The organism is Paraburkholderia fungorum, assembly GCF_003610895.1.
Taxonomy (GTDB): domain Bacteria; phylum Pseudomonadota; class Gammaproteobacteria; order Burkholderiales; family Burkholderiaceae; genus Paraburkholderia; species Paraburkholderia fungorum_B.
This window is the reverse complement of sequence record NZ_MCAS01000069.1, coordinates 91,249-111,871: the sequence shown is the minus strand read 5'-3', so window position 1 is coordinate 111,871 and position 20,623 is coordinate 91,249. Positions and strand designations below refer to the sequence as shown.

The 20,623-nt window shown below is 64.2% G+C and carries 16 protein-coding genes and 1 pseudogene; 14 read left to right on the top strand and 3 right to left on the bottom strand.

Annotation, left to right across the window (positions count from 1 at the left end; all coding sequences use genetic code 11):
- Window positions 1-60 precede the first annotated feature (60 nt).
- From BCY88_RS38750 to BCY88_RS38725, 6 genes are all read left to right on the top strand, one after another.
- Window positions 61-723, top strand: coding sequence for a response regulator (locus BCY88_RS38750; RefSeq protein WP_120349360.1), 663 nt, complete (start codon window positions 61-63; stop codon window positions 721-723).
- Window positions 724-727: 4 nt separating this feature from the next.
- Window positions 728-2,029 (top strand): ATP-binding protein, encoded by a 1,302-nt coding sequence (locus tag BCY88_RS38745; RefSeq protein ID WP_120349359.1) that lies wholly within the window; start codon window positions 728-730, stop codon window positions 2,027-2,029.
- Between the two features lie 156 nt (window positions 2,030-2,185).
- Window positions 2,186-3,703, top strand: a complete 1,518-nt coding sequence (locus tag BCY88_RS38740; protein ID WP_120349358.1) for a DegQ family serine endoprotease — start codon at window positions 2,186-2,188, stop codon at window positions 3,701-3,703.
- Between the two features lie 235 nt (window positions 3,704-3,938).
- Entirely contained in the window at window positions 3,939-4,433 is a 495-nt protein-coding gene (locus BCY88_RS38735; protein ID WP_120349357.1) for a peptidase associated/transthyretin-like domain-containing protein, read from the top strand.
- Window positions 4,434-4,599: 166 nt separating this feature from the next.
- Window positions 4,600-4,992 (top strand): DUF427 domain-containing protein, encoded by a 393-nt coding sequence (locus BCY88_RS38730; protein WP_120349356.1) that lies wholly within the window; start codon window positions 4,600-4,602, stop codon window positions 4,990-4,992.
- Between the two features lie 32 nt (window positions 4,993-5,024).
- Window positions 5,025-5,786: an SRPBCC family protein gene (locus tag BCY88_RS38725; RefSeq protein WP_120349355.1), complete on the top strand. Its 762-nt coding sequence runs from the start codon at window positions 5,025-5,027 to the stop codon at window positions 5,784-5,786.
- A gap of 87 nt (window positions 5,787-5,873) precedes the next feature.
- Here BCY88_RS38725 and BCY88_RS38720 read toward each other — a convergent pair whose 3' ends face one another.
- The gene (locus BCY88_RS38720; RefSeq protein WP_120349354.1) at window positions 5,874-6,866 is read right to left on the bottom strand and encodes a helix-turn-helix domain-containing protein; all 993 of its coding nucleotides are present in this window, start codon (window positions 6,864-6,866) and stop codon (window positions 5,874-5,876) included.
- Between the two features lie 178 nt (window positions 6,867-7,044).
- Here BCY88_RS38720 and BCY88_RS38715 point away from each other — a divergent pair, with 178 nt between their 5' ends.
- Window positions 7,045-7,677 carry a cysteine hydrolase family protein gene (locus BCY88_RS38715; protein WP_120349353.1) on the top strand — a complete coding sequence of 211 codons (633 nt, stop codon included), beginning with the start codon at window positions 7,045-7,047 and terminating at the stop codon, window positions 7,675-7,677.
- Between the two features lie 26 nt (window positions 7,678-7,703).
- Here BCY88_RS38715 and BCY88_RS38710 read toward each other — a convergent pair whose 3' ends face one another.
- The gene (locus tag BCY88_RS38710) at window positions 7,704-8,363 is read right to left on the bottom strand and encodes a TetR family transcriptional regulator (protein WP_120349352.1); all 660 of its coding nucleotides are present in this window, start codon (window positions 8,361-8,363) and stop codon (window positions 7,704-7,706) included.
- A gap of 429 nt (window positions 8,364-8,792) precedes the next feature.
- Between BCY88_RS38710 and BCY88_RS38705 the strand changes: the two genes are divergently transcribed.
- Genes BCY88_RS38705 through BCY88_RS38695 form a run of 3 tightly spaced genes read left to right on the top strand, consistent with a single transcriptional unit; the run spans window position 8,793 to window position 14,802 of the window.
- Complete coding sequence (locus BCY88_RS38705; RefSeq protein WP_120349351.1) at window positions 8,793-10,025, top strand: efflux RND transporter periplasmic adaptor subunit; 1,233 nt, start codon at window positions 8,793-8,795, stop codon at window positions 10,023-10,025.
- Window positions 10,026-10,043: 18 nt separating this feature from the next.
- Window positions 10,044-13,253 (top strand): efflux RND transporter permease subunit, encoded by a 3,210-nt coding sequence (locus tag BCY88_RS38700; protein ID WP_120349350.1) that lies wholly within the window; start codon window positions 10,044-10,046, stop codon window positions 13,251-13,253.
- Window position 13,254: 1 nt separating this feature from the next.
- Entirely contained in the window at window positions 13,255-14,802 is a 1,548-nt protein-coding gene (locus tag BCY88_RS38695; RefSeq protein WP_120349349.1) for an efflux transporter outer membrane subunit, read from the top strand.
- A gap of 187 nt (window positions 14,803-14,989) precedes the next feature.
- Here BCY88_RS38695 and BCY88_RS38690 read toward each other — a convergent pair whose 3' ends face one another.
- The gene (locus BCY88_RS38690; protein WP_183081554.1) at window positions 14,990-16,402 is read right to left on the bottom strand and encodes a nucleobase:cation symporter-2 family protein; all 1,413 of its coding nucleotides are present in this window, start codon (window positions 16,400-16,402) and stop codon (window positions 14,990-14,992) included.
- 426 nt (window positions 16,403-16,828) lie between these two features.
- On the opposite strand from BCY88_RS38690, the gene BCY88_RS38685 reads away from it, so the two are divergent.
- The 4 genes and pseudogenes from BCY88_RS38685 to fghA all read left to right on the top strand — a co-directional run bounded on the left by BCY88_RS38685 (window position 16,829) and on the right by fghA (window position 20,525).
- Complete coding sequence (locus BCY88_RS38685; protein ID WP_120349347.1) at window positions 16,829-18,280, top strand: xylulokinase; 1,452 nt, start codon at window positions 16,829-16,831, stop codon at window positions 18,278-18,280.
- Window positions 18,281-18,418: 138 nt separating this feature from the next.
- Window positions 18,419-18,475, top strand: a pseudogene (locus BCY88_RS40855) (pentapeptide repeat-containing protein); the annotation flags it as partial.
- 76 nt (window positions 18,476-18,551) lie between these two features.
- Window positions 18,552-19,658, top strand: coding sequence for an S-(hydroxymethyl)glutathione dehydrogenase/class III alcohol dehydrogenase (locus BCY88_RS38675; RefSeq protein WP_093635627.1), 1,107 nt, complete (start codon window positions 18,552-18,554; stop codon window positions 19,656-19,658).
- Window positions 19,659-19,673: 15 nt separating this feature from the next.
- Window positions 19,674-20,525 (top strand): S-formylglutathione hydrolase, encoded by an 852-nt coding sequence (gene fghA / locus BCY88_RS38670; RefSeq protein WP_120349484.1) that lies wholly within the window; start codon window positions 19,674-19,676, stop codon window positions 20,523-20,525.
- Window positions 20,526-20,623: the final 98 nt, after the last annotated feature.

Sequence of the window (20,623 nt, the reverse complement as noted above, 5' to 3'; positions counted from 1 at the left end):
GCACGCCGGGGCCGGGCGCTAGAATGCGGCATCATCAAATGTTTCGGGACCGACCTAACCATGCGCATATTGCTAGTCGAAGACGACCGGATGATCGCCGAAGGCGTGCGCAAGGCGCTACGCGGTGAAGGCTTCGCAGTCGACTGGGTGGAAGACGGCGACGCGGCGCTCAGCGCGGCGACCGGCCAACCTTACGATCTGGTGCTGCTCGATCTCGGCCTGCCAAAACGCGACGGGCTCGACGTGCTGCGCACCTTGCGCGCGAAGGGCCACGCCACGCCGGTGCTGATCCTCACCGCGCGCGACGCGGTCGCCGATCGCGTCAAAGGCCTCGACGCCGGCGCCGACGATTACCTTGTCAAACCTTTCGATCTCGACGAGCTCGGCGCCCGCATGCGCGCGCTGATCCGCCGTCAATCGGGCCGCAGCGATTCGACGATTCGCCACGGCAACCTCACGCTCGATCCCGCCTCGCATCAGGTCACGCTCGACGGCGCGCCAGTGGCCCTGTCGGCACGCGAATTCGCGCTGCTCGAAGCGTTGATCGCGCGGCCCGGTGCGGTGCTCTCCAAGAGCCAGCTCGAAGAAAAAATGTACGGATGGGGCGAGGAGATCGGCAGCAATACCGTCGAGGTCTACATTCATGCGCTGCGCAAAAAGCTCGGCGCGGAGCTGATCCGCAACGTGCGCGGTCTTGGCTACATGATCGCCAAGGACGCCTGAGCCGATGCGTTCGATCCGCCGTCAATTGTTGTTCTGGCTGCTGGCGCTGGTGTTGCTCGGCGTGGGCATTGCGGGTTGGCTGATCTACCGGCAAGCGCTTGCCGAAGCCAACGAACTGTTCGATTACCAGTTGGAGCAGATTGCCGCGGCGCTGCCGTCGGAACCGTTCTCGCAGGTGCTCGGTTCGCGCGATACCGGCGACGAAGGCATCGTGCTGCAGATCTGGAATCGCAACGGCGTGTTGATGTACTACTCGCGCCCGCGCGCGCCGCTCGCGCCGCGCGCCGAGCTCGGCTTCTCGACTGAGCGTACGGAACGCGGCGACTGGCGGGTGTACGGCGCGATCGTCGGCGATAACGTCGTGCAGCTGGCGCAGCCCGTTTCAGTGCGCAACCGGCTCGCGGCGAACGTCGCGTTGCGAACCCTGTGGCCGTTGATCGTGCTGTTGCCGCTGTTGGGGCTGGCGGTGTGGGTGACCGTCGGACGCGGACTGCGGCCTCTGCGGCGGGTGACCAGCGCGCTCGACGCGCGTCACCCCGAGGCGCTCGACCCGCTGCCCGATCAGCGTCTGCCGCTCGAAGTGCAGCCGCTCGTGCGCGCGTTGAACGGCCTGCTCGAACGCCTCGCCACCGCGCTCGATATCCAGAAGGCATTTGTCGCCGACGCCGCGCACGAATTGCGCACGCCGCTCGCCGCCGTGCAGATTCAGACGCAACTGGTGGCTCGCGCGAAAGACGACGCCGCGCGCAGCGAGGCGCTGGCCGATCTGCAGGCGGGCGTCACGCGCGCCACGCGTCTTGCCGAGCAACTGCTGGCGCTCGCCCGGTCGGAACCGGACGGCCTCGCCGCCACCAATGCAATCGATTTGCGCGCGCTGCTGCAGGACTGCGTGGTGGCCTACGCGCCGCTTGCGCAGAATCGCGGCGTCGATCTCGGTATCGAGGCAAGCGAACCCGCGACGGTGACGGGCGACGCCGACGCGTTGCGCGTCATGTTCAACAATCTCGTTGATAACGCAACCAAATACACGCCGCGAGGCGGCCGCGTCGACGTCAGTCTGTCTGTCGAAGAAGGGCGTCCGGTGGTGCGGATTGCCGACAGCGGGCCAGGCATCGAGCCTGCCGAGCGCGAGCGCGTGTTCGATCGCTTCTACCGCGCCGGCGCCGGCGCGAACCGCGCGCGCACCGATGTGGCGGGCAGCGGTCTGGGCCTCGCGATCGTGCGCCGCATCGCGACGCAGCACCACGCGGCGGTAACGCTCGACGAGTCCGGTGCGGGTGGTCTGCAGGTCGAGGTGCGCTTCTGAAGGAGAGGCTTTCTGTTCGTAAAGTGATTCGAACGGGTCTTAAGCGAGGCTTAAAAACGGGCTCGACGCGATCTGGCGCTGCTTAAGACTCTTTTAAGCGATGCCACGTACGCTTCATCTCATTCCAGAGCCTCTTTCTCCAGTCAGGAGTACACGATGAACGCGAAAACCTTGTCCCGCAGCGCTGTTGCAGTGGCTGTCGCCGTGGCGCTCTCCGCCGGCTATGTGGCGGGGCATCGCGACGTGCCCGCGCCGCAGGTGATCTCGCCGGCGCAGGCCGCGATGATGCCTGCTGAAGCGGCCGCGAAAACCGGCATCCCCGATTTCTCGGGCCTCGTTGAAACCTACGGCCCGGCCGTCGTCAACATCAGCGCGAAGCATGTGGTCAAGCAGGCGGCATTGCGCGGCAACGGCGGCATGGCCGGCAGTAGCGGCAACCAGTTGCCGATCGATCCGAGCGATCCCTTCTATCAGTTCTACAAGCACTTCTTCGGCGGCATGCCGGGCATGCAAGGCGGCGACGGCGGCGATGCACCCGATCAGCCGAGCGCGAGCCTCGGCTCGGGATTCATCGTCAGCAGCGACGGCTACATCCTGACCAATGCGCACGTGGTGGATGGCGCGAACGTCGTCACGGTCAAGCTCACCGACAAGCGTGAATTCAAGGCGAAAGTGGTCGGCGCCGACAAGCAGTCGGACGTCGCCGTGCTGAAGATCGACGCGAGCAATCTGCCGACCGTGAAGATCGGCGATCCGCGTCAGAGCAAGGTCGGCCAATGGGTGGTCGCGATCGGCTCGCCCTACGGTTTCGACAACACGGTGACCTCGGGCATCATCAGCGCGAAGTCGCGCTCGCTGCCGAACGAAAACTACACGCCGTTCATCCAGACCGACGTGCCGGTGAACCCGGGTAATTCGGGTGGCCCGCTGTTCAATCTGCAAGGGGAAGTGATCGGCATCAACTCGATGATCTATTCGCAGACGGGCGGCTTCCAGGGCCTTTCGTTCGCGATCCCGATCAACGAGGCGATCAAGGTCAAGGACGACCTCGTCAAGACCGGCCACGTGAGCCGCGGACGCCTCGGCGTCGCGGTGCAGGGCATGAACCAGACGCTGGCCGATTCGTTCGGCATGCAGAAGCCGCAAGGCGCGCTCGTCAGCTCGGTCGATCCGGGCGGTCCGGCCGCCAAGGGCGGTTTGCAGCCGGGTGACGTGATTCTGTCGGTGAACGGTGAGCCGGTCAGCGACTCGTCGGATCTGCCGTCGCAGGTCGCGAGTCTGGCGCCGGGCAGCAAGGCGACCGTGCAGGTGTGGCGCGACAAGGCCACCAAGGACCTGACGGTGACGATCGGTTCGCTCTCGGATGCGAAGGTGGCCTCGGACAAGGCCGATCAGCCGACCCAGTTGCAAGGCCGCCTCGGCGTGGCGGTGCGGCCGCTGACGCCGGAAGAGAAGAGCAGCGCGTCGGTATCGCACGGTTTGCTGGTGCAGCAATCGGGCGGCGCGGCTGAAAATGCAGGTATCCAGCCGGGCGACGTGATTCTCGCGGTCAACGGCCGGCCGGTTGCGAGCGTCGATCAGTTGAAGCAGATGATCGCCAGCGCGGGCAACAGCATCGCGTTGCTGATCCAGCGCGATAACGCGCAGATCTTCGTGCCGGTCGATCTCGGCTAAGCGGGGATTGAGGTAACGTGTGCCGGTCCTTTTGCACTTACTGCCGACGGACCGGCATTTTTTTACCCAATCCGTCATGCCGCAGCCGTGAAGAAGGGTGCTCTGCGCCGCATGGCGTGGCGCAGCAGCAGTTTTCCGACGACGCAAACCGATGCCTGGCATGCAGGTTGCGTCTACCTTGATCCGGACCCACGGGGGACCCCGGACGACAAGGCCTTAAAAAAGGAGCGAACCGATGAAAACCCAACGCAATCAGCGAAGGATCGTAGCCGCCGCGGTGTGCGCGGCGCTCACGCTCGGTCTGGCGGGCGGCGCTTATGCACAGGCGAGTGACGTAGCGGGCGGCACGACCACGGACAACGGCAGCGCGGGCAACGCCAATGGCGGCGGCATGCCGCAAATCCAGCATAAGGGCGGTATCTCGTTCGTGTCGGGCGGCGTCGGGCTCGACGAATCCACCGCGTTGCGGCACGCAGAAAGCCAGTGGCCGCTGTCGCTGCGCTTCACGGGCCCCGGCTCCGATTTTCTCGCCGACGTTCGCGTGCGAATCGTCGACGCCCACGACGGCGATGTGCTGAGCGCCACCTCGCGCGGACCGTACATGCTGGTCAAGCTGCGTCCCGGCCGCTACACCGTGCATGCGCAGTACGAAAGCCACGAGCAGACCCAGGCGGTGACGGTTCCGGCCAAGGGCACGGCCAAGGCGGCGTTCTACTGGAAGACGCAATAAGACGCGCCTCGCCTTCCTGAGCCGCGCCGGGCGAGACGCCCAGCGGCATGCATGAAGGCCGCGCATTCGGCAGAAGTTTGGCCGATAATGAAGCCACGGGCATACCCCGTGGCTTTTCTTTTCGTGCGGCCGCACAGCGAGCCTGATACCACCCCGGAGCCGGGACATGAGCGATGCCTTGACACCCCACGGAAGTCCCGGTGCAAACACGGGCGCGCACGCCATTGCGATCAGCGCCAATGGCCACCGGGTGCGGGTGATTCATGGCGGCGTGACGATGGCCGACACCCAGGCGGGCCTGACGCTCAAGGAAACCGGTCTGCCGGACGTGTTCTATTTTCCGCGCGGCGACGTGAATATGGCGCGCCTCGAGCGCTCGACGCATACTTCGCACTGCCCGTTCAAGGGCGAGGCGTCCTACTTCCATCTGCGCACCGAAGACGGGTTGATCGAAAACGCCGTGTGGAGCTATGAAACGCCGCTCGAAAAAGCGGCGCAGATAAAAGGGTATCTCGCGTTTTACGCATCGCGCGTCGACCGCATCGATCAGACGTCCTGACCGGCTGTCGCGCGTTCATCGGGGAGGCTGCCATGGAACTGAACGACGCGTTACGGATTCCGCTTGCGCCGTCCGACGTTTGGGACGCGTTGCAGGACCTCGCCTTGTTGCGTGCCAGCCTCGACAATTGCGAGTCGTTCACGCGGCTTGGTCACGGCGAATTCGCACTTACCATGACCGTGCCGCTCGGGCCGTTGCGCGCACGCTACGAAGCGCGGGCCCACGTGGCCGGTCAGGATTTCGGGCCGGCGGAGGCACAGCGCCGCACCATCAATTTCAAGGCACGTGCCGAGGGCATCGGCGCGTTGCGCGGACAGATCGAAGTGAAATTGCGCGCCGACGACACCTCGCATGGCATCGGCAGGGAGCGGGGCACACGGATCGATTACACGATCTGGGCAACCTCGTCCGGGCCGCTCGCCGAACTGCCCACGCGCCAGCTTGAACACGCGCTGCATCAACTGGCCGACGATTTCTTCGACGAGTTCGGCGCGGTGGTTCGCGCCAAGCACGGGCAAGGGCCCAACCGCGCGCGGGGTTCCGCGGCGCGGCGGCAGCATGTGTTTCTGCGGCCCATCGCACTCAGCGGCATCGCGCGGCGGGCCCGCATGGATCATGGCCACACGCTGACCGGACGGGCGGCGAGCGCGTCACATGGGGGATCCCACGGGGTCACGCATGGGGTTTCGCATCATGATTCCAGTCCGCACGCGCTGCCGAACTGGGCATGGGCGGCGATGATTTTTCTGGTCGCGCTGCTGCTGTATGTGGCGCGCTGGTTCAGCGAACGCTGACGGCGCGCGCAGGCTGGGCAGCGCCGGGGCGAAGTCGCCCCCGTTCGCGGCTTTGGCTGCGCGGCCCTCATAGGCGCTCATAGACCCTCACACACCGCGAAACTCCCTCCGCCATGCGGAAGGCGAAGTGCGGAACGCCTCCGCGAAATGTTGCCGCAGCGAGGCGGTCGAGCCGAAACCGGCTATTCCCGCGATCGTTTCCACGGACTCATCTGTGCTTTCCAGCAGTTGCTGCGCGCGGGCGAGCCGTTGCGCCAGCAGCCATGCGCCGACGGTCGTGCCGGTGGCGAGCCGGAAGCGTCGCGTGAAGGTGCGGCGGCTCATCAAGGCGCGCTCGGCGAGCGTGTCGAGCGTATGCGGGGCATCGAGATTTCCGCCTACCCAGTCGAGCAGACCGGACAAGCGGTCGCCGCGCACATTCGGCGGCACAGGCTGGTCGATGAATTGCGCCTGGCCGCCCTGGCGGTGCGGCGACACGACCAGCCGGCGCGCGACATAGTTCGCCGCCTGCGCGCCGCACATCTTGCGCAGCACGTGCAGACAGCAGTCGAGGCCGGCGGCAGTGCCGGCCGAGGTCAGTACGTTGCCGTCGTCCACGTACAGCACGTCGGGATCGAGCCGCACGCGCGGATAGCGGCGCGCGAAGTCGTCCGCGCACGCCCAATGGGTGGAAGCCGGCCGGCCGTCGAGAATGCCGGCGGCGGCCAGCACGAATGCGCCCAGACACAACCCGACCAGTTGCGCGCCACGTGCGTGGGCGGCGCGCAGCGCATCGAGCAGCGCGTCGGACGGCGTCTCGTCCGGGTCGCGCCAGCTCGGCACGATGATCGTATCCGCGTCGGCGAGTGCTTCGAGTCCATGCGTGACGGCGATCGAGAAACCGGCGGTGGTGCTCAGCGGGCCGGTTTCGGCGGCGCAGACACGAAAGTCGAACTCGGGCAGGCCTGGGCCCGCACGATCCTCTCCGAACACCACACACGGCACCGAAAGATGGAACGGGCTGATGCGATCGAACGCGATCACCGCGACGACGTGGCGGGGCGTGTCGCCGCGCGCCACGATGGGTGAGGAGGTAGTCATGGGTTGCCGCGCCCTGAGAAATTCAACGATGGCCCGATTCTAGCGAATATTGTCATTCGGGTCGCTGTCGGGAAAATGGCGCCGGGCGAACAATGCAGTCATCGCCGCTGCCTGCCTAACACCCATCCCGGGCCGCGCGGCGCGAATCCTAACTGTTCAACCAATAAGGAGTCTTGCCATGACCGCATCCCGCCGCGCGCTGATCGTCATCGATGTGCAGAACGAATACGTCACCGGCGATCTGCCGATCGAGTATCCGGAGGTGCAAACCTCGCTCGCCAACATTGGCCGGGCGATCGACGCGGCGCATGCCGCCGGCGTGCCGGTGGTGGTGGTGCAACATTTCTCGTCGGCCGGCTCGCCGGTGTTCGCGCGCGGCAGCGAAGGCGCCGAGCTGCATCCGGTGGTGGGTACGCGGGCGCGCGATCACTATATTGAGAAGTCGATGGCGAGCGCCTTTACCGGCACGGATCTGGCCGACTGGCTGGCTGCGCGGCAGATCGATACCCTGACGATCGTCGGCTACATGACACACAACTGCGACGCATCGACGATCAATCACGCCACGCACGCGGGCTTCGCGGTCGAGTTTCTGCACGACGCAACCGGCTCGTTGCCGTATGAGAACAGCGCGGGCTTTGCGAGCGCGCAGGAGATCCACCAGGTTTTCAGCGTGGTCCTGCAGTCGAACTTCGCGGCGGTGGCGAGCACGCAGCAGTGGATCGAGGCGGTGCAGGGCGGGGCGAAGCTCGAGCGCGGCAACATCTACACCTCCAACCAGAAAGCGCGCGCCCGCCGGATTGCCGCCTAGATCGCCATCTGGCTAGTCTGACCAGGTCACCGGGTGGCCGGCGCCGCCCGATTCCCTTGGCGCAAGGCCGGACTCAGCAGCAGCGCATCGAACATGCCGGCGACCATCTGCTCGGCATGTTTGCCGAAATCGGTCGCGTCCGGTAGGAACAGCATGTCGCGCAGCGAGCCGCTGACAAACGCATGCACCATCGCCGCCGCGATCCCGGTGTCGAGATCGGCCGGCAGTTGCCCTTTGGAGATCGCATTGCGCAGACCGCCTTCGATCTTCTGCAGCCCTTCCCGCATGTTCGTCTGATAGCGGATCATCACCGGTCCCATCTCTTCGACCAGTTCGCACTTCAGAAAGAGGATGTCGAATACCCGGCGGCGGCGCGGGTCGTTAGCCGTGTCGCGCAGGCAGACCGTACAGATTTCCGTAAGACGGCCAAGCGGATCGGGCTCATTGGGGTCTTGCGAAGCAGCCTTGAGCTCGTCCAGCGGCAGCAGCACGCGGTCGAACATCTCGGTAAAGAGATCGCTTTTATGCGCGAAATGCCAGTAGATCGCGCCACGCGTGACGCCGGCGGCCTGTGCGATGTCGGCGAGCGAGGTGCGCGACACGCCTTTCTCGAAGAAAACCCGTTCGGCCGCGTCGAGAATGCTATTACGTGTCTCCTGCGCCTCTTCTTTCGTTCTTCTGACCATATAGGTGTGACCTGCCCTGATTGTGGGGTTTTCCCGGGCGCTTTTAAGCACGCTCGATGACAATCTGTCTGGGGTTAAGCGATTTGCGAATCGATCTTTGCAAGCCTCCCGCCTGCAAAGATGAAAACGCACTTTTACATCCATTCGTGGATGTATATATAATAGCACCCCACGATCGGATAGCCCAAGCTGTGACGACCGGTTAATATCCGTCACTGTTGCCTTTCAAAACGCTCTTGCGTCGTGCCCGGATGGGCGGCGCCGTGCGGCATTTCCCCGGTATGGCGCATTTCGCTCAGGATGCCCTTGCAGGTGTGTTTGCATCCTCGGGCTTCCGGTCAGGCGTCGCAAGACGCATGTGTGCGCTGTCGTCCCCGGGGTAGGGATGCGCGCACTTTTTCATTCTCAGTCATTGACAGAGGTCGCTCCATGCGCGTCGAACGGGTTCCATTCCGCTTAATCAGTGCCGCGACGGCTGCCGTATTGCTGGCAGCGTGCGGACCAAAACAATCTGCCCCGCCGCAACAAACGCCCGAAGTGGGTGTGGTCACCATCCAGCCGACGGCTGTGCCCGTCGTCACCGAATTGCCCGGCCGCACCAGTGCCTTCCTCGTCGCGCAAGTGCGCGCACGGGTCGACGGCATCGTGCTGCGCCGTGAATTCACGGAAGGCGGCGAGGTCAAGGCGGGTCAGCGGCTGTACAAGATCGACCCGGCGCCTTACATCGCGGCGTTGAACAACGCGAAGGCAACGCTGGCGAAGGCCCAGGCCAACCTCGTGTCGACCACCGCGCAAGCCAATCGCTACAAGGTGCTGGTTGCCGCCAACGCGGTCAGCAAGCAGGACTACGACAACGCGGTGGCCGCTGAAGGCCAGGCCGCGGCTGACGTGGCGGCCGGCAAGGCCGCGGTCGACACGGCGCAGATCAACCTCGGCTACACCGACGTAGTCTCGCCGGTGACCGGCCAGGTCGGCGTGTCGCAAGTCACGCCGGGCGCCTATGTGCAGGCGAGCGCCGCCACGCTGATGGCAACCGTCCAGCAACTCGACCCGGTCTACGTGGACCTGACGCAATCGAGCCTCGACGGTCTGAAGCTGCGCCGTGAAGTGCAGGAAGGCCGCTTGAAGACGAGCGGCCCGGGCGCTGCCAAGGTCTCGCTGATTCTCGAAGACGGCCGCACCTATTCGGAGCAGGGCAAGCTGCAGTTCACCGACGTGACGGTCGACCAGAGCACCGGCTCGGTGACGGTCCGCGCGATCTTCAAGAACACCGACAAGGTGCTGCTGCCGGGCATGTTTGTGCGCGCGAAGATCGAAGAAGGCGTCAACGAGAACGCGCTCGTCGTGCCGCAAGTCGGCATCACGCATGACCAGAAGGGCACGCCTACGGCGCTCGTGGTCAATAGCGCGAACAAGGTCGAATTGCGCCAGCTCGTTACGTCGGGCACGTACGGTTCGAACTGGGTGGTGGAAAGCGGCCTGAAGGCCGGCGACCGCGTGATTGTTCAGGGCACCGACAAGGCGCATCCGGGACAGGACGTGAAGGCCGTTGCCGCGCAACTTCCCGCCACACCCGCTTCCGACGCATCCGCTCAGGGTGCGCCGGCCGCCAGCGGTGCTACGCAGACGGCTCAACCCGCTTCTGCTGCATCGGGCGCGTAATAACAGGGAGCCCGCCACATGGCAAAGTTCTTTATTGATCGCCCAATTTTTGCGTGGGTGATCGCCATTATTCTGATGCTCGCGGGTATCGCGTCGGTGTTCACGCTGCCGATCGCGCAATATCCGACCATCGCGCCGCCGGCCGTGCAGATCAGCGCAACGTACCCGGGCGCCTCGGCGAAGACGGTGGAAAACACCGTCACGCAGGTGATCGAGCAGCAGATGAGTGGTCTCGACCACTTGCTGTATCTGTCGTCCACCTCGGACGACTCGGGTACGGCAACCATCACGCTGACGTTCGCAGCCGGCACCAATCCTGACATCGCGCAGGTGCAGGTGCAGAACAAGCTGCAGCTCGCCACGCCGCTGTTGCCGCAAGCCGTGCAGCAACTCGGGACGAAGGTCACCAAATCGAGCAGCAGCTTCCTGCTCGTGATGGCCTTCAATTCCGAAGATGGCAGCATGAGCAAGTACGACCTGGCGAACTATGTCGCGTCGAACGTCGAAGACCCCATCAGCCGGATCGACGGCGTGGGTACGGTGACGCTGTTCGGCTCGCAGTACGCAATGCGGATCTGGCTGGACGCCAACAAGCTGACCAACTTCGGCCTCACGCCGGTGGATGTGCAGACCGCCTTGCAGGCGCAGAACGTGCAGGTCGCGGGCGGCTCGCTCGGCGGCACGCCGTCGGTGCCGGGCCAGGTGCTGCAGGCCACCATCACGGAAGCCACGCTGCTGAATACGCCTGAACAGTTCGGCAACGTGCTGCTGAAGGTGAACCCGGATGGTTCGCGGGTCCGTATCAAGGACGTGGGGCGCGTCGAGCTCGGTGGCGAAAACTATAACTTCGACACCAAGTACAACGGTCAGCCTACGGCCGGTTTCGGTATTCAGCTCGCCACGGGTGCTAACGCATTGGCTACCGCCAAGGCAGTACGCGCGAAGATCGACGAGCTGTCGAAGTACTTCCCGCACGGTCTCGTCGTGAAGTATCCGTACGACACCACGCCGTTCGTGCGCCTGTCGATCGAAGAAGTGGTCAAGACGCTGCTCGAAGGTATCGTGCTGGTGTTCCTGGTCATGTACCTGTTCCTGCAGAACCTGCGCGCCACGCTGATCCCGACGATCGCCGTGCCGGTGGTGCTGCTGGGCACGTTCGCGATCATGGGTCTGGTGGGCTTCTCGATCAACACGCTGTCCATGTTCGGGCTCGTGCTGGCGATCGGCTTGCTGGTAGACGATGCGATCGTGGTGGTGGAAAACGTCGAGCGGGTGATGGCCGAGGAGGGCTTGTCGCCTCGGGAAGCCACCCGCAAGGCAATGGACCAGATTACCGGCGCGCTGATCGGCGTGGCGCTCGTGCTGTCGGCGGTGTTCGTGCCGGTGGCGTTCTCGGGCGGTTCGGTCGGGGCGATTTACCGGCAGTTCTCGCTGACGATCGTGGCGGCGATGGTGCTGTCCGTGCTGGTCGCGTTGATTCTGACGCCGGCGCTGTGCGCGACGATTCTCAAGCCGATTCCGAAGGGTCATCACGAAGTCAAGAAGGGTTTCTTCGGCTGGTTCAACCGGACCTTCGAAACGAGCCGCGACAAGTACCACTCGGGCGTTCACCACGTGATCAAGCGCTCGGGCCGTTGGCTGATCATCTACATGGTGGTGATCTTCGCGGTCGGTTTGCTGTTCGTGAAGTTGCCGAAATCGTTCCTGCCCGATGAAGATCAGGGCACGATGTTCGTTCTGGTGCAAACGCCGTCTGGCTCGACGCAGGAAACCACGGCGCGCGCGCTGAAGGATGTCTCCGACTACCTGCTCAACACTGAAAAGAGTATCGTCGAATCGACCTTCACCGTGAACGGCTTCAGCTTCGCCGGTCGCGGTCAGAACGCGGGTCTCGTGTTCGTGCGGATGAAGGACTACGCGGAACGTCAGCACTCGGATCAGAAGGTGCAGGCGCTGGTTGGCCGCCTCTTCATGCATTTCTCGAGCTACAAGACCGCGCTGGTGTATCCGGTGAATCCGCCGTCGATTCCTGAGCTCGGCACGGCCGCGGGCTTCGACTTCGAGTTGCAGGATCGTGCGGGTGTCGGTCACGAGAAGCTCATGCAAGCGCGCAACATGCTGCTTGGCATGGCCTCGAAAGATCCGACGCTGGCGCAGGTGCGTCCGAACGGCCTGAACGATACGCCGCAGTTCAAGGTGGATATCGACCACGAGAAGGCTTCCGCGCTCGGCGTGTCGCTGTCGGCGATCGACCAGACGTTCTCGATCGCATGGGCGTCGCAGTACGTGAACAACTTCCTCGACATCGACGGCCGGATCAAGAAGGTGTATCTGCAAGGCGACGCACCGTTCCGGATGAACCCGGAAGACCTGAACGCCTGGTACGTGCGCAATTCGGCGGGCACCATGGTGCCGTTCTCGTCGTTCGCGAGCGGTTCGTGGACCTACGGGTCGCCGAAGCTCGAGCGCTACAACGGCATCTCCGCGGTGGAAATCCAGGGCGCGGCTGCACCGGGCAAGTCGACCGGCCAGGCCATGACGGCCATGGAAGCACTCGTGGCGAAGCTGCCGGCGGGTATCGGCTACGAATGGACGGGCTTGTCGCTGCAGGAACGCCAGTCCGGTTCGCAGGCGCCGATTCTGTACGGCATCTCGATCCTGGTGGTGTTCCTCTGTCTCGCGGCGCTGTATGAAAGCTGGTCGATCCCGTTCTCGGTGATCATGGTGGTGCCGCTCGGCGTGATCGGCGCACTGCTAGCCGCTACGCTGCGTGGGCTCGAGAACGACGTGTTCTTCCAGGTGGGTCTGTTGACCACGGTGGGGCTGTCGGCGAAGAACGCGATTCTGATCGTGGAATTCGCCCGAGAGTTGCAGCAGGGGCAGGGGATGGGGCCGGTCGAGGCCGCGCTCGAAGCAGCGCGTCTGCGGTTGCGCCCGATTCTGATGACCTCGCTCGCGTTCATTCTCGGCGTGATGCCGCTCGCGATCAGTAACGGCGCGGGTTCGGCCAGCCAGCACGCAATCGGTACCGGCGTGATCGGCGGGATGTTGACGGCGACCTTCCTCGCGATTTTCATGATCCCGATGTTCTTCGTCGTGATCCGCGCGAAGTTCGGTGGTGAGACGGAAGACCCGGATGCAGCGTTCGAACATTCCAACCAGCTCCATCCGCACGATCCGCAAGGTGGTGCGTCGGGCGGTAACGGCTCGGGCAAGGACGGACATTGAGATGCAAAAACACTCTTTGATTGCAGTGGCGGTTGCGCTGTTCGCCGCGGGTTGCACGATGGCGCCGAAGTACCATCGCCCCGCCGAACCCGTGACGGCAACTTTCCCGACCGGTGGCGTGTACGACACGCAGCCGGGCGCGACCCAACCGGGCGCGTCGCAAGCGGGTAACTCGACTGCCGCGCGCACCGCGAATGGTCAGGCGGCGGCCGATATCGGCTGGCGTGATTTCTTCGCCGACGCGCGTTTGCAGCGGCTGATCGACATCGCGCTGAAGAACAACCGCGATCTGCGCGTGTCGGTGCTGAATATCCAGGCATCGCAGGCGCAGTACCAGATCGCTCGCGCGGCGCTGTTCCCGACGTTGAACGCGGCGGCGTCGCAAAGCAAGCAGCGCACGCCGAAGGACTTGTCGTCCACCCCGTCGACGATCACGAACACGTATTCGGTCGGCTTGAATGCTTCGTGGGAAATCGACTTCTTCGGGCGGATTCAAAGCCTGAAGGATCAGGCGTTGGCGCAGTACCTGGCCACCGCTCAGGCGCGTAAGGCAGCGGAAATCGCGTTGGTCTCGCAAGTGGCCAATCAGTACATGACGGTGCTCGAACTGGACGATCTGCTGAAGGTCACGCAGAACACGCTGAAGACCGCCCAGGAGTCGTACCGGATCACCAAGCTGCAGTTCGACAACGGCACGGGTTCGGAACTGGATCTGCGTCAGTCGGAAACGGTGGTCGAGCAGGCGAACGCCAACCTGCAGTCGCAGGCGCGTTTGCGGGCACAGGCGGACAACGCGCTCGTGCTGCTGGTCGGCGAGCCGTTGCCGGATGATTTGCCGCCGGGCATGACGCTGGATAACCAGAATCTCCTGACGGATATTCCGGCGGGCTTGCCCTCCGATCTGCTGACGCGTCGTCCGGACATCATGGAGGCCGAGGAGAATCTGCTCGCGGCCAACGCGAACATCGGCGCGGCGCGCGCAGCCTTCTTCCCGAAGGTTTCGCTGACCGGCAGTTTCGGCACGCTGAGCCCGTCGCTCGGTGGTCTGTTCAAGCCGGGTTCGGCGGCATGGAGTTTCGCGCCGTCGATCACGCTGCCGATTTTCGAAGGCGGCCAGAACAAGGCCAATCTCGATCTCGCCACCGTGCAGAAGAACATCCAGATCGCGACGTATGAAAAGGCGATCCAGACGGCCTTCCGCGAAGTGGCGGACGCACTGGCGGCACGCGGCACGTACGATCAGCAGATCCAGGCGCTGGAGCGCAATACCTTTGCTGAACAGCGCCGGCTGGATCTGTCGGACCTGCGTTATAAGAACGGTGTGGACAGCTACCTGTCGGTGCTGACCGCGCAGACCGATCTGTATTCGGCGCAGCAGTTGCTGGTGACCGCGCGCATGCAGCGCCTGCAGAACCTGGTCACGCTGTATCAGGCACTCGGCGGCGGCTGGATCGAACGGGCCGGCGATCAGCCGCGTCCGGCCGACGCACCGGTCGATTACGGTGCGGCGAGCGCGCCGGTGGCGGCTTCGGCGGCGACCGCGGGTTGAGGTCTATCGTTTTGCAGTAGCGGGTGCGCTGGGCGGTTTTCGGTTGTATCGGGAAAGCCGTCTTGCGCAGCCGGCAATAAAAAAGCCACGGCATGCCGTGGCTTTTTTATTGATGCCTGGTTCGAATCGAATTCGACCCGGCGCTTAGCGCGATCTTTGCCGCGCGGCGCCGGTTCCAGTCAGATGCTTAGTGCGCATCCGCAGCACGCAACAGCTCGTCGCCTGCCGGCGGCTCATTACCACCGCGTCCGTCGAAATCATGGCCGGCCCGGCGAATTTCGCACTGTGCCTTCTTCTCGCTCTTCACACCGTTGAAGATCAGGTTCAGCACCACCGCCGATACCGATGCCAGCAAGATCCCGCTATGCAGCAGCGGCGAGAGCGCCGGCGGCAGCTTCGAGAAGAATTGCGGCGACACCACCGGCACCAGACCCATGCCGATACTGACCGCGACGATGAACAGGTTGTGATGGTTCTTCACGAAGTCGACCTTGGCCAGCACCTTGATGCCGTTTGCCGCCACCATGCCGAACATCACGATGCCCGCGCCGCCCAGCACGAAGGCCGGCACTGAAGCCACCACTTGTGCCATCTTCGGGAACAGACCCAGCAGCACCAGGATCACGCCGCCCATCGCGCAGACGAAGCGGCTCTTCACGCCAGTCACGCCGATCAGGCCGACGTTCTGCGAGAACGAGGTATGCGGAAACGAATTGAAGATGCCGCCGATCAGCGTGCCCAGACCGTCGACACGCAGACCGCGCACCAGCGTCTTCTGATCCACCGGACGATCCACCATGTCGCCGACCGCGAGGAACATGCCGGTCGATTCGATGAAGGTGACGAACATCACGGTGACCATCGTCGCGATTGCGAGCGGATCGAAATGCGGCAGGCCGAAGTGGAACGGCATGACGAAACCGACCCACGGAGCGTGCGTGACGCCGTCCATGTTGACGCGGCCGAGCGCCAGCGCGATCACGAAGCCCGCGATGATGCCGAGCAGCACCGAGATATTCGCCATGAAGCCCTTGGCGAACTTGTTGATCAGCAGAATCAGCATCAGTACGAGCAGCGACAGGCCGAGGTAGACCGGGTTGCCGTAATCAGGATTGCCTACGCCGCCGGCCGCCCAGTTGATGCCCACTTCCATCAGCGAGAGGCCGATCACCGAGATCACCACGCCGATCACCACCGGTGGGAAGAAGCGCAGCAGCTTGCCGACCATCGGCGCGAGAAGGATGCCGATGACGCCGGCCGCGATCGTCGAGCCGAAGATGTCGAGGATACCAAGCGATGGATTCGTGCCGATCGCGACCATCGGACCGACAGCTGCGAAAGTGCAACCCATGATGACCGGCAGACGAATGCCGAAGATCCACAGACCGAGCGTCTGAATCAGCGTAGCGATGCCACAGGAAAACAGATCGGCGCTGATCAGGAACGCGATCTGGTCTTTCGGCAATTTCAACGCGGCGCCAATGATGAGCGGCACCGCAACTGCGCCTGCGTACATCACCAAAACGTGCTGAATGCCGAGCGTCAGCAACTGGCCCGCGGGCAGTCGCTCGTCGCACGGGTGAACCGTGTTCGATTGCATTTTGTCTCTCTCCACCATCTCGTTTTGGGATGGCTCCAAGGTATGCGGAACGAAAAAGTGCAACAAGACCACTGGGGCCTATTCCGGCATTCCCGGTGACGATATGCATGAGACTCGTTTGTAAGCCAAAAGAAATACCCGCACCGCACAAATCGGCCGTCAGCCCCCTGCAGTGGCGATGGGCGCTCAAGCGCCGCGCGCGCCCGCCTCAACGTGATATGTGTGAGAATCAATGAGGTGTATCTCGCTCGACGCATAGTGCTGTTTTGGCGCAGCGCGCGGCGTGACGGGGTTAACCCGCGATTTACGGGTTTTCACTATGTGTTCGGGCACGCTTCCGAAGCCGCGCTGCGGTGACGGAAAATACCCCGCTCCAGGCACCTCTCGTGTGCTGATCTCCACGCTCAAATTGACGTTCTATCGCCCATGAGTTTTCTTGGCATTGACCTCGGCACCGGCTCGCTCAAAGTAGCAATCGTCGACGTAAGCGGCCGCGAGCTGGCCGCGGCAAGTGTCGCGTATGCGCTCGAAACGCCGCATCCCGGATGGGCTGAAATCTCGGTACAAACCTGGTGGCGCGCGCTTTGCGAAGCGGCGGCGCGCTTGCCTGCGGATTTGCGCCGTGAGGTGCAGGCAATTGGCTTTTCCGGGCAAATGCATGGGGTCGTTCTGATCGACGCCGATGGCGCGGCCGTGCGCCCCGCGATGCTCTGGCCCGACACACGCGCGTTGAGTTTGCTCGAGCAGTGGCCCGAGCCACAGCCGAATCCGGTTGCGCCCGGCATGGCCGGTCCTTTGCTGCGCTGGATCGTGCAGAACGAACCGCAAACCGCGCGCAAGACGCGCTGGGCGCTGCAACCGAAAGACTGGCTGCGCGTCGCGCTGGGCGGCGTGGTCGCAACCGATCCATCGGACGCCTGCGCGACCGCGCTTGCCGATCCTGCGGGTGTGTGGGATCTGGCGCTGCTCGAGCGGCTCGCGTTGCCGCATGAATGGTTTGCGCCGCTTGCGCCCTCCTATGCGGCGGGTGGCGTTCTGTCGCGAGAGGCCGCGCAGGAACTGGGCCTGCGCGCCGGCATCGTGCTCGCGATCGGCGCGGCCGATACACCGTGCGCCGCGCTCGGCAGCGGTCTCGCGAACGACGGCGATGCGTTGCTGACCACCGGCACCGGCGGACAAATCGTCGTGCTCGCCGAGCACGCACCGCAGGCCGTGAGGGGCTTGCATCGCTATCGGGCCGCGAGCGATCACTGGTACCGGATGGCGGCGATGCAAAACGTCGGGGTCGCACTCGAACGCGTGCGGGGCTGGCTGTCGTATGAATGGGCCGATGCCTATCGAGACGCGTTCGGCGATGCGTCCGGCGCGACTGTGAGCGCCGCAACGGCTGCCGGCCTTACCTTCCTGCCGTACCTCACCGGCGAGCGCACCCCTTGGCTCAACCCCGCGGCGCGTGGCGGCTGGCTCGGCCTCGCGCTCGATCACACGCGCGGCGCGATGATGCGCGCGGCGTTCGAAGGCGTTGCGTTCTCGTTGCGCGCGGGGCTCGACGCGATCCGCGCGAGCGGGGCGACGGTGACGGCGCTGAAGCTCGCGGGCGGCGGTTCCGTCGATGCACGTTGGCGGCAGTTGCTTGCCGACGCGCTGGACGTCGAACTCGATGCCGTGGATTGCCCCAATGCGGCGCCGCGCGGCGCGGCGATTCTCGGCGGCCTCGCGAGCGGGCATTGGCACGCGAGCGATCTCGCCGCGTTGGCCCCGGGCGCGACGCGGGTTGCCGTGCCGCAAGGCGATGCGGCGCTCGCCGAACGCTACGCACGTTTTCTCGATCTGTATGGCCGCGTCGAATCATGGTTCGACGGGCCGTCGCTTCGCTAAACGGCACGATGTCAGCTACAGACAATGCCGCGACGTACTTTGCAATACCATTACGGCTTTCTCGCGCTAAGGTATAGGCTGGCCCATGATGCCGGACGGGAGCAGCATGGTCCGTCCGCAGGCCGGCACATGAATTAACTGCGGCAGGCGAACCTGCGGCAGGCGAACCTGCGGCAGGCGAACCTGCGGCAGGCGAACCGCGACTCCGGCACGCCGCGCGATATCCCACCGCGACGCGCCACGCATTCACAGACTCACAGGAGCATTCACGATGAAGACCAAAGCAGCAATCGCATGGAAAGCCGGCGCCCCGTTGACGATCGAGGAAGTGGATCTGGAAGGCCCGCGCGCCGGCGAAGTCCTGATCGAAGTGAAGGCCACCGGAATCTGCCACACCGATTACTACACGCTCTCGGGCGCCGATCCGGAAGGCATCTTCCCGGCGATTCTCGGCCATGAAGGCGCGGGCGTGATCGTCGACGTGGGTCCGGGCGTCGGCACCCTGAAGAAGGGCGACCACGTGATTCCGCTCTACACGCCGGAATGCCGCCAGTGCAAATTCTGCCTGTCGCGCAAGACCAATCTTTGCCAGGCCATCCGCTCGACGCAAGGCAAGGGCCTGATGCCCGACGCCACATCGCGCTTCTCGCTCGACGGCAAGCCGCTGTTTCACTACATGGGCACGTCCACGTTCTCGAACTACATCGTCGTGCCGGAAATCGCGGTGGCGAAGGTGCGCGAAGATGCGCCGTTCGACAAGATCTGCTACATCGGCTGCGGTGTGACAACGGGCGTGGGCGCGGTCGTGTATTCGGCGAAGGTCGAAGCGGGCGCGAATGTGGTGGTGTTCGGTCTCGGCGGCATCGGGCTGAATGTGATCCAGGGCGCGAAGATGGTTGGGGCGGACAAGATTATCGGCGTCGATATCAATCCGGGCCGTATTGAACTGGCGAAGAAGTTCGGCATGACGCACTTCATCAACCCGAACGAAGTCGAGAACGTGGTCGATCACATCGTGCAACTGACCGATGGCGGCGCGGACTATTCGTTCGAATGCATCGGCAACACGAAGGTGATGCGTCAGGCGCTGGAGTGCACGCACAAGGGCTGGGGGCAGTCGTTCATCATCGGCGTGGCGGCAGCGGGCGAAGAGATCAGCACGCGGCCGTTCCAGCTGGTGACGGGCCGCGAGTGGAAGGGCTCGGCGTTCGGCGGCGCGCGTGGGCGCACCGACGTGCCGAAGATCGTCGACTGGTACATGGAAGGCAAGATCAATATCGACGACCTGATCACACACCGTCTGCCGCTCGAACGCATCAACGAAGGCTTCGACCTGATGAAGAAGGGCGAGTCGATCCGCTCGGTCGTGCTGTACTAACGCGGGAGCATGTCGATGCTTGAACTCCTGTCGTCGCATGCCTGCCATGGTGGCGAGCAGCGCATCTACCGTCACGACTCGCAGACGGTCGGTCTGCCGATGCGCTTCTCGGTCTATCTGCCGCCGCAGGCCCTGCAGGCCAATGCGAACGTGCCCGCATTGTTCTATCTCGCGGGCCTGACCTGCACGGAAGAAACCTTTCCGGTCAAGGCGGGCGCGCAGCGCTTCGCGGCGCAGCATGGCATTGCGCTGATCGCGCCGGACACCAGTCCGCGCGGTGCGGGTGTGCCGGGCGAAAGCGCGGCGTGGGACTTTGGCGTGGGTGCGGGCTTCTACGTCGACGCGACCCAGCAGCCGTGGGCGCAGCATTACCGGATGTACTCGTACGTGCGCGACGAACTGCGCGAAACGGTGCTCGCGAATCTGCCGTTGGACGGGGCGCGTCTGGGCATCTTCGGGCATTCGATGGGCGGGCACGGCGCGCTGATGCTGGCGCTGCGCAACCCGGAGATCTACCGGTCGGTGTCGGCGTTCGCGCCGATCGCCGCGCCCTCACAGTGCCCGTGGGGCGTGAAAGCGTTTAGCGGGTATCTGGGTGAGGACCGTGAAACGTGGCGCAGGTATGACGCGAGTGAACTGGTCGCGCGTGCAGCGCGCAAGTTCAAGGAAGGGATCCTGGTCGATCAGGGACTGGCGGACCAGTTCCTCGCCGAGCAGTTGAATCCGGATGTGTTCGAAGCGGCCTGCAAGGCCGCGGGACAGCCGCTGACCCTGCGCCGTCATACGGGCTACGACCACGGCTACTACTTCATCTCGACGTTCATCGAAGATCACATCGCGCATCACGCGAAGGTGCTGCTGGGTTGACATTCCTCGGGGCGATGGCGGCGGTATGTGGATGTGTCGCCGCCATTGCTGCGTTGTTGCCAACGGCGAATGCTGCAAGGTGACTATCCAGCCGATAC

Coding starts and splice junctions, on each gene's coding strand:
- BCY88_RS38690 (WP_183081554.1), bottom strand. CDS start 16,402: ATGCAATCGAACACGGTTCACCCGTGCGACGAGCGACTGCCCGCGGGC.
- BCY88_RS38745 (WP_120349359.1), top strand. CDS start 728: ATGCGTTCGATCCGCCGTCAATTGTTGTTCTGGCTGCTGGCGCTGGTG.
- BCY88_RS38735 (WP_120349357.1), top strand. CDS start 3,939: ATGAAAACCCAACGCAATCAGCGAAGGATCGTAGCCGCCGCGGTGTGC.
- BCY88_RS38720 (WP_120349354.1), bottom strand. CDS start 6,866: ATGACTACCTCCTCACCCATCGTGGCGCGCGGCGACACGCCCCGCCAC.
- BCY88_RS38730 (WP_120349356.1), top strand. CDS start 4,600: ATGAGCGATGCCTTGACACCCCACGGAAGTCCCGGTGCAAACACGGGC.
- BCY88_RS38675 (WP_093635627.1), top strand. CDS start 18,552: ATGAAGACCAAAGCAGCAATCGCATGGAAAGCCGGCGCCCCGTTGACG.
- BCY88_RS38685 (WP_120349347.1), top strand. CDS start 16,829: ATGAGTTTTCTTGGCATTGACCTCGGCACCGGCTCGCTCAAAGTAGCA.
- BCY88_RS38750 (WP_120349360.1), top strand. CDS start 61: ATGCGCATATTGCTAGTCGAAGACGACCGGATGATCGCCGAAGGCGTG.
- BCY88_RS38705 (WP_120349351.1), top strand. CDS start 8,793: ATGCGCGTCGAACGGGTTCCATTCCGCTTAATCAGTGCCGCGACGGCT.
- BCY88_RS38700 (WP_120349350.1), top strand. CDS start 10,044: ATGGCAAAGTTCTTTATTGATCGCCCAATTTTTGCGTGGGTGATCGCC.
- BCY88_RS38725 (WP_120349355.1), top strand. CDS start 5,025: ATGGAACTGAACGACGCGTTACGGATTCCGCTTGCGCCGTCCGACGTT.
- BCY88_RS38740 (WP_120349358.1), top strand. CDS start 2,186: ATGAACGCGAAAACCTTGTCCCGCAGCGCTGTTGCAGTGGCTGTCGCC.
- BCY88_RS38710 (WP_120349352.1), bottom strand. CDS start 8,363: ATGGTCAGAAGAACGAAAGAAGAGGCGCAGGAGACACGTAATAGCATT.
- fghA (WP_120349484.1), top strand. CDS start 19,674: ATGCTTGAACTCCTGTCGTCGCATGCCTGCCATGGTGGCGAGCAGCGC.
- BCY88_RS38715 (WP_120349353.1), top strand. CDS start 7,045: ATGACCGCATCCCGCCGCGCGCTGATCGTCATCGATGTGCAGAACGAA.
- BCY88_RS38695 (WP_120349349.1), top strand. CDS start 13,255: ATGCAAAAACACTCTTTGATTGCAGTGGCGGTTGCGCTGTTCGCCGCG.